Raw genomic sequence first — 8,166 nt, 5'->3', positions numbered from 1 at the left:
ACATCAAGTGGTTCGGGTCGGTCAACGCCAAGGCGGGTTACGCCATGGACCGCCTGCTGGTCTACGGCATTGGCGGCGTCGCCTTTGCCGGCATCGAAACATCGCAAGTCGCGGGTCCGGCGTTCGACAGCACGCGCACGAATGTCGGCTGGACCGTGGGTGCCGGCGTCGACTACGCGCTGACCGACAAGTTCGTCGTCGGCGCGCAGTATCGCTACTATGATTTCGGCTCCGAGCACTACGAGGTGGCAGAACCCTTTAACGATCGCGATCAGAACGTGAAGCTGAATACGGTCGGGATCAATTTGAGCTACAAGTTCTGACCAGGCCCACAATCGCGACGCTGCCGGCCCAGGCGACCACTTGAGGGGCTCTCTTCATGGAAGGGTGGCCGACGCTCCCAGTGGGCGGGGGGAATGGGTTGGGCCTGAGAGGCGCCGGCCTTGGCGGATCAAATCCACCACACAGGCATCCTACCACTACCCGCCGCGCCGATAATTCCGTGATCGCGCCAGTATCATCAAGCCGCCCGGTCTGTTTGCACGTTCGGCGAACGCTCAACAACACGACTTGACGGCCTGTGTCTGGCGTCTGAAAAGGGCTGGCCTGCGGACGTGGCGGAATTGGTAGACGCAAGGGACTTAAAAACCCTTCAAATTCCCTTGCACCCACGCAACTAACCCCACAAAGCCTTGCAATTCCCCGGTAAACGCCGGGGTTTCGCATTTCAAAATCAACCCCTCCACTCGCGCAACGGATTGTGTGGGAAACCCACCGTTGTGGGAATTTTGGTGGGAAAAGGAGAACAAACGTTCATGAGCGACATACCCCAAGCCCGTCAGGAACTGCTGGTTCTGGCCGATGATCTGGAGGGCTACGGAATGCCCACCTCAGCGTCGACCATCATGGACATCGTCGAGGGCTACCTCACGCGCCGGTCGCCAAGGAGGGTGGCTCGCCGGGTGTCGGCCCCGATGACTGCAGAGCTGGCCGAACGCATCAGGAAGTTCGCCCAGGCCGCCCCGCACCTCGCCCAGACGGAGATCGCCAAGGCCTTTCAGGTCAACCCGGGTCGCGTGTCCGAGGCCCTGGCCGGGCAACGCTGATGGCTCAGAACCGCAAGGGCATCCACCGACTGATGAAGAACAGCGACCTCTCCTACGAGGAGATCAAGCTGTGCCTCTTCGCCATCCAGCTCAACCTCCCCGACGCGGCCCACTATGCCGGCGTTTTGGCCGACAGCTTTGCAAGGAAACTGAATGTCCCAACACGACTATATGCTCCAGCGACAGATCGAGCTGGAGATCGAAATGTCCGGCCTCGGTCGGGATAGATACCTCTCACGGGTTCGCAAGAACGTAGACAAGGAGCGTGGCTATGAGACGGATACGGGGCGCTCGATCCTCGAAAGCGTGGTCGGTCCCGTCTCACAGGGCATTACCCGGTTCGTTGAGGACGCCTACTCGGGTCGTCCAGGGCCGCGCGCCGTCGCCGCCAAGTTGATCAAGGATATGGATCACGACGTGGTCGCATACCTCGCCAGCAGGGCCATCCTCGGGCGCATGATGAAGCCCCGCTCGCCGGTCCTCATGACGCTGGCCGTGGCGGTTGCCCGGGCGGTGGAGCTGGAGGCGCGCTTCAGGGAGTTCCGCAAGCAGGACAAGGATCGGTTCGACTACGAGCTGCGAAAGCTGTCCGACGACGGCGCGACCGAGCAACACAAGGCGGTTGTCCTGACGTTCGCCATGGGCAAGCACGGCATCGCTTGGGACCGGTGGAGCCGCACCGAAATGATCCACCTCGGGATCAAGCTGGTCGAACTGTTCGGGGAGAACACCGGCCTGACCATGATCCAGCAGGCCCACGAAGGGGGCGACAAGAATGCCCCGAGGGACCAATACCTCGTCCACCTGACAGAGCGCGCCGTGGCGTGGATCGACCAGTCCATCCGTGGAGGCGAGTATCTGTTCCCTGACTTCCTGCCGATGCTGGTCCCCCCTAAGGACTGGACCGGGCTCTCGGGCGGCGGCTACTACACCGACCTCGACCGACCCCTCCCGCTCGTCCGCAGGCCAAGCAAGAAACAGTTCGAGCTGCTGAAGCGTGAGCTGGCCCAGACGCAGCACAGGTCAATCCTGCTAAAGGGCCTGAACGCCATCCAGCGAACGCCATGGCAGATCAACGGTGCCATCCTCGACGTCATGGCCGAGCTTGCCAAGTCGAACGAGGGCATCGCCGGCCTCGTGCCGGGTGACCGCCCCATGCCTGCCCGTCCTCACGACATCGACACCAACCCAGAGGCGCTGCGGCAATGGAAGTGGGCAGCCCGAGACGTCTACACCGAGAACCTCCAGCTCCGTCAGGATCGGCTCCATCAGGAAACCCTCCTCGGTCTGGCCGGTCGGTTCCGCGACGAGCGGGCAATCTACTTCCCGCATAACCTCGACTTCCGTGGCCGCGCCTATCCGGTGCCGCTGGTCCTGCACCCGCAGGGCAGTGACCCGGTGAAGGCCCTGCTGCGGTTCGCTGAGGGCAAGCCTCTCGGGCACGACGGCGCGCGCTGGCTGTCGATCCATGGGGCCAACACGTTCGGGGTCGACAAGGTGTCGTTCGACGAGCGCGTGGCCTGGGTCGCTGACAACGCCTGGAACATCGTGCAGTGCGCGACTGACCCGTTTGAGAACCGTTGGTGGACCGAGGCTGACAAGCCTTGGTGCTTCCTCGCGTTCTGCTTCGAGTTCCATCGTGCCCAGTGTGAGGGTGACGCCTTCGTCTCGCACATCCCAATCGCCCTAGACGGTTCCTGCAACGGGCTGCAGCACTTCTCGGCCATGCTCCTCGACGCTGTCGGTGGCGCGGCTGTGAACCTGATCCCAGCGGAGAAGCCGCAGGACATCTATCAGCGGGTCGCTGACCGCGTGATGGAACAACTGCGTCTAATCGTCTCCACTGAAGGGACAGATGCAGAAAGGGGACGATGGGCTCACGAGTGGCTCCAGATGGGGATCACCCGAGGGGTCACCAAGCGGCCAGTCATGGTGCTTCCCTACGGTGGGACGCCCAGGTCATGCCTGAAGTACGTGCAGGAAGGCGTGAAGGCGCGCCTCGAAGCTCGCGGCATCCAGCACAACCTGGGTGACGAGTATGGCAAGGCGGTCGGGTTCCTCTCGACCATCGTATGGGACAGCATCGGGGACGTGGTCATCGCCGCAAGGGAGGCCATGGGGTGGCTCCAGAAGACCGCCAGGATGATGGCGAAGGAGAACCTTCCCATGCACTGGACGACGCCCTCCGGCTTTGTCGCCTACCAAGGATACGTCGACATGAAGTCCCGCCTGATCAAGACCAGCATCTCTGGCAACATGGTCAGGCTCCGCATGTACGAGGACACCGACGTGTTTGCGGTGCCTAAGCAGGCGACGTCGATCAGCCCCAACTACGTCCATTCGATGGATGCGTCGGCCATGATCCTCACCGTGGCTGAGTTGAGCGACCGTGGTCTTACAGACTTCGCCATGATCCACGACAGCTATGGCACCCACGCCTGCAATACCTCCCTGCTCGCCTCGACCCTCCGCAAGGTGTTTGTCGAGATGTACCAGCAGGACCCCCTTACCAAGCTCCGCGACGAGCTTGTTCTCCAGTCACTCGATGCTCCAGAGATCGGGGCCTTCGACCAACTCCCATCGAAAGGAACATTGGACCTCTCTCTGGTCCTCCAATCAGACTTCTTCTTCGCATAGTTCGTTGCACTGGCGGGACATTCCTTCCAGTGCAGCAATATGGACACCACTAGCCCTACGAAACATCATCCCAAGGATTTCATCTTGCAGAACATCACCATTCGCATGGGCGCTGCCCACCAGGACATCACCGTTGGCAACGTCAACATCGACCTTGCTGCCGCTTCCAAGACTGACCGCTACGAGGTCCGTCGCTCCCTGATCGAGGGCCTGAAGGAGAACGGCTACTTCGGCAAGAAGGAGCAGCGCAAGGCCACCTTCCGCAACCGTAAGGCTGCTGCATGAGCATCGAATGGGCAACGGCGATCCTCGCCCTCGCAATCATCCTCGTCTTCATCTCCGCTAACTCGAAAGGCCCACATGCCCCGGCTTAACCGTGACATTCTGAATACCGCTGCTCCCCGCGACGTCGCTATGGCAGCCATGACCGTCCTCGACCGACTGCAGGACTTCCGCCCCGAGATACAGATCATGGGCGCGGCGACGGTCTTCCTCACCCTCGCAGACCACCTCGGCATTCCTGCTCAGGAAGCCTTCACGGTCACCAAGAACCTCATCAACGGGGACGACGGCAAGCGCGCTGAGTTCCGTGGCATCGACGCATACATGAAAGGCGAACTCTAATGAGCAATCTCAAAGCCGGCGACCGGGTTCGCTGCATCAAGGCCACCAGCAGCAACAGCAAGCTGAAGCTCGACCAAGAGTACACCGTCGTCGAAAGCAAGGGGAACTACATCAAGGTCGCCGGGCTCTCGGGCATCTATTACACCTCGCGCTTCGAACTGGTCGCCCCTAAGGGCAAGGCCAGGCCCTCATTCGGTCAGGTCAAGTCGGTCACCGTCAACATGTCCGACATCCACGACGTGCTGACCCAGTACGTCCGCTTCGGCCTGGGCATCAACGCCACGGTCGAGAAGCTCATCGACAAGTTCCCTGAGGCTGTCGAGCTGGTCCTCAAGCACGAGCCGGCCACAGCATGAGCTACCTGACCCTCGCCAAGTTTCACTGGAAGCGCGGTCAGCCGCTGCCGGTCGACCTCTACATCAAGCTGACAGGCCTGGGCTTCGACGTCGAAGCTCTTGAACGCCACTACTCCGTCTAAATCCCTCCACTCACGAGACAATTGCACAATGGCAAAAGACACCAAGAAAAAGTCCCCTTCCTTCACCTCCCCCCGCGTCGTGTTCGTCTAATCGTGAAGGGTCTTATCCTGCTCTACCTCGCCACCATGATCATCGCCTTCTACGGCTGGATCGTGAACCTGATCGATGTGATCCACGCGGCAGCCTCGGGTGCCCCGTTCACGGTCATGGTCATCGCCCGCATCGTCGGCATCCCGGTGTTCGGCCTGGGCGCGATCCTCGGCTGGTTCTGATTGGAACTTGATAGCAAGGCTTGGACCGGTCGAGAGGCCGGCTCCAAGTCCTATCCTTCGGTCACCGAGCTGATCGACAAGTACCTTCCGCGCAAGACCAGGGCTGAGGTCTACGCGATGTCGCGGGTCTACGAAGACCGGATAGCCGACCTGATGCACACCATCCACGACTATCACCTCCGCTGCGAGGCGATGGCCAAGCACATGGATGGCATGGAGAAGGAGTTCTACAGCCGGGTCGCCATACCGGTGTCGCATGGGGCGTTCGTAGCCGAGGCCGAGTACGCGCCGAACCGTATTGCGACTGCACTTGAGACGAATGGACGGGGGGCTGCGTCGGGGGTCAACGCAGCAATCCCGCCTAACCCCTACGCCAGCCCGGGTCTACCGGAAGGCTTCAACACGGTCCTTGGCTATCTTGCCGAGGTCAACCCGGAGGCGCTCGATCTGATGGGCGATCCGGTCGCAGATACTCAGAGGGACGGCTACTGGCTCAAACATCAAGCCAGCCGCCGTGACATCCAGATCGTCTCGGTCGAGGCACCGGCTCCGCTCAAGGACGTCGGTATCGAGACGGTCAACGCATATCCGATTGAACTGCTGCGGAAGCGCCTGGGCGACTAAACGATCCAGCCACCGTCGAAGGGTTTAACAGGGACCATCAAGGGGACTGTCTCGGGAACGGGATCGTCCCCTTCTTGCAAAGGGTGCGGCTTAGGAGTATCAATCCACACGTAACCATCACGTTAGGGGCATACTAATGAACACCTTTGCCGGTCGTCAGACCGAGAACAAGACCGCGCGCCGTTTGCTCTCCTTCATTGAGGAGTTCGGCAAGCTCGATGCGGAAATGCAAATCCAACAGATCGCTGTGTTCCTCCATGTGATGGGCAAACCCGATCTGACCATGCGCGAGCTAGAGACCGCCACCGGCCTCAGCTCCTCCTCCGTCAGCCGTAACGTGTCGGCCCTCTCCAAGACGCACCGCAAGGGGCAGCCTGGGCACGACCTCGTAACCACCTACGAAGATGCCATGGATCGCCGCATCAAGCGCGTCAAGCCGACGCCGAAGGGCACCAAAGTCTTCAACACGCTAATCAGCATCTTAGGGAGCTAATCATGGCAGTCAGCCCGCGCGGCAACGGCTATCAGGCCGAGTTCGTCATCAAAGGCGAGCGCTACCGTAGGCAGTTCGAGACGCACGAGCTTGCCTCGAAGTGGGAGCTGGAAGTCCGCACAGCTCTGAAGCTCGGCAAAGCCCTACCGGAAGCGCCCGAACAGCAGATCGGGGGCACCGATGCGGGCTCCGTGGGGAACGCCCTGCGCGCGGCAAAGGAGAAGCGTTGGGCTTACCAGCGCGGCTCCTCGCGCGCCGTTCTCAATGCCGAGAAGTTCGTCGAGTGGGTGGGAGCCAAGACGCCTGCCAAGACAGCGCTGCACGAGGACAAAATCCACGAGTTCCTGCGCTACCTGAAGAATGACAGGAAGGTCACCGGCTCGACGATCAATCGCTACCTGTCGTCGATCTCGGTCCTCATCAAGTTCGCCCGGGTCGAGAGGCCCGATCTGCCCTATCAGGAGAAGGGTGCCAGCCGGCTGCGCTTCTTCACCGAGGAAGAGGTCGAGCTGGTCGTCCAGACCCTCACGCTGTGGGGCCGGCTGTCGGAGCGGGACCTGTTCCTGTTCCTCATCGACACAGGCGCGCGTCCATACTCGGAAGGCACCTCGGCGCGCTGGTCTCAATTCCGCGACCGGACGGTGACCTTCGGGGAACTGCAGCTCACCAAGACGGGCAAGGCCAGGACGATCCCGCTGACGACGCGGGCGCTCGAAGCTGTCGCCCGGCAGAAGGAGCGCAAGCACAACCAAGCGGGGCCGTGGACCGACATCACCGAGTGGCAGATGATCGAGCTGTGGCGCAACGTTCGCGCCCACCTCCCGCAGCTCAACGACACCGTGATCTACACCTGTCGGCACACCTGTGCGTCCTGGCAAGTGCAGCGCGGCGTCGACCTCCTGCGGGTCAAGGAATGGATGGGGCACAACTCCTACCAGACCACGCTCGGCTACGCCCACCTCGCGCCGAAGCACCTGATGGACAACCTCTCAGTACTCGAAGGGGGCGCTAGCCCGCGCCTTAGACTGGTGAATGGCGACTAATCTATTCCTGACCGGGGTCGCGGCTTTCGCGATCCTCATACCCCTCTACTTCATCATTCGTTGACTGCATCCCCACCTTGTGGGACACCCCGCTGACCGTGTGGGAGGGATGTGGGAAATCTCCCACTTTCCCCACCCATGTGGGAGGGCAAAAGCCCAGCGGACGTGGTGGAACTGGCAGACACAAGGGACTTAAAATCCCTCGATCTCTGATCGTACGGGTTCGATTCCCGTCGTCCGCACCACCCTTCGCTCTTCGAGCTTCGGGTGGCAGGCCACCTGAAGCTCGGCAGGTTCGTTCAGGCGCACCAATTTCACCGGCTACAGCTTGTCGGCATCTCTACGCCTCGAACACTTTCTCAGTGAACCATTCCGCCAACCTGGCAAGCTCCGGCCCCAGCACGCGATCGGCGCCGACAGGCGGCACGATAGCTCTGATTTGATCGACGAAGGAACGCAGTGTCGGCGGCGGCGTCCGTTCGGTGACGTGCAGCGCCTGCGAGGCGATCATTGCCAGCATCGCCATGGCGGCATCGACGCAGCGGCCGGCGGTTGCTTCCTTGGTCCATGCGAAGAACGCCGTCGTGGCGACGTCGTCCTGCCCCGCGCCAGCCGATTCCGTGCCCGGAATGAAGGTGCGCTGTGCGGCCAGCTTGGCCTGCTCAAGATAACCGGTGATCGCCATCGGCACATAGCCGACATTGCCATGGCCATCGCTGTCGGCTGAGTGACGTCCGGTCATCAGCAGATCCGGCAGCAGCGACACCTTGCCGTTCAGAAGCTTCGAGGCGTGGCGGTCGCAGAGCAGGCAGATGTCGGCCCATATCGCCGCCAGATCGTCCAGCGCCGGCGTTGCCATCGCATTGTGATAGCCGCCGGTCGAGATGC

Annotated in this window: 12 protein-coding genes and 1 tRNA gene; 12 read left to right on the top strand and 1 reads right to left on the bottom strand. The window is 61.6% G+C overall.

The features are described 5' to 3' along the window. The 12 genes from EN932_RS22810 to EN932_RS22760 form a co-directional block, all read left to right on the top strand. Nucleotides 1–323 (top strand): outer membrane beta-barrel protein (locus tag EN932_RS22810; RefSeq protein WP_164890578.1); only part of this gene is annotated, 323 nt, incomplete at its 5' end. 492 nt (nt 324–815) lie between these two features. Beyond that, nucleotides 816–1,106, top strand: a complete 291-nt coding sequence (locus EN932_RS22805; RefSeq protein WP_128369089.1) for a hypothetical protein — start codon at nt 816–818, stop codon at nt 1,104–1,106. Between the two features lie 153 nt (nt 1,107–1,259). After that, nucleotides 1,260–3,743 carry a DNA-directed RNA polymerase gene (locus EN932_RS22800; RefSeq protein WP_128369088.1) on the top strand — a complete coding sequence of 828 codons (2,484 nt, stop codon included), beginning with the start codon at nt 1,260–1,262 and terminating at the stop codon, nt 3,741–3,743. Nucleotides 3,744–3,827: 84 nt separating this feature from the next. Further along, complete coding sequence (locus tag EN932_RS22795; RefSeq protein WP_128369087.1) at nt 3,828–4,028, top strand: hypothetical protein; 201 nt, start codon at nt 3,828–3,830, stop codon at nt 4,026–4,028. A gap of 129 nt (nt 4,029–4,157) precedes the next feature. Continuing rightward, on the top strand, nt 4,158–4,367 hold the full coding sequence (locus EN932_RS22790) for a hypothetical protein (RefSeq protein WP_128369086.1): 210 nt from the start codon (nt 4,158–4,160) through the stop codon (nt 4,365–4,367). Continuing rightward, entirely contained in the window at nt 4,367–4,723 is a 357-nt protein-coding gene (locus tag EN932_RS22785) for a hypothetical protein (protein ID WP_128369085.1), read from the top strand. Before EN932_RS22790 ends, EN932_RS22785 begins: the two co-directional genes overlap by 1 nt. Further along, the gene (locus EN932_RS39560; protein ID WP_281061550.1) at nt 4,720–4,845 is read left to right on the top strand and encodes a hypothetical protein; all 126 of its coding nucleotides are present in this window, start codon (nt 4,720–4,722) and stop codon (nt 4,843–4,845) included. Before EN932_RS22785 ends, EN932_RS39560 begins: the two co-directional genes overlap by 4 nt. A 93-nt stretch (nt 4,846–4,938) precedes the next feature. After that, on the top strand, nt 4,939–5,118 hold the full coding sequence (locus EN932_RS22780) for a hypothetical protein (protein ID WP_128369084.1): 180 nt from the start codon (nt 4,939–4,941) through the stop codon (nt 5,116–5,118). Beyond that, on the top strand, nt 5,119–5,742 hold the full coding sequence (locus tag EN932_RS22775) for a hypothetical protein (RefSeq protein WP_128369083.1): 624 nt from the start codon (nt 5,119–5,121) through the stop codon (nt 5,740–5,742). Nucleotides 5,743–5,878: 136 nt separating this feature from the next. Then, complete coding sequence (locus EN932_RS22770; protein ID WP_128369082.1) at nt 5,879–6,235, top strand: MarR family transcriptional regulator; 357 nt, start codon at nt 5,879–5,881, stop codon at nt 6,233–6,235. Nucleotides 6,236–6,237: 2 nt separating this feature from the next. Then, nucleotides 6,238–7,278, top strand: a complete 1,041-nt coding sequence (locus EN932_RS22765) for a site-specific integrase (RefSeq protein WP_128369081.1) — start codon at nt 6,238–6,240, stop codon at nt 7,276–7,278. 159 nt (nt 7,279–7,437) lie between these two features. Then, a tRNA-Leu gene (locus tag EN932_RS22760) sits at nt 7,438–7,523 on the top strand. Nucleotides 7,524–7,618: 95 nt separating this feature from the next. On the opposite strand, the gene EN932_RS22755 is transcribed toward EN932_RS22760, so the two are convergent. Next, on the bottom strand, nt 7,619–8,166 hold a 548-nt coding region (locus EN932_RS22755; RefSeq protein WP_164890577.1), incomplete at its 5' end, for an aromatic amino acid lyase.

Source organism: Mesorhizobium sp. M7A.F.Ca.US.002.01.1.1, from assembly GCF_004022955.1.
Classification (GTDB): domain Bacteria; phylum Pseudomonadota; class Alphaproteobacteria; order Rhizobiales; family Rhizobiaceae; genus Mesorhizobium; species Mesorhizobium ciceri.
The sequence above is the reverse complement of the archived record's forward strand: the minus strand, read 5'-3'. Positions and strand labels throughout refer to the sequence as shown.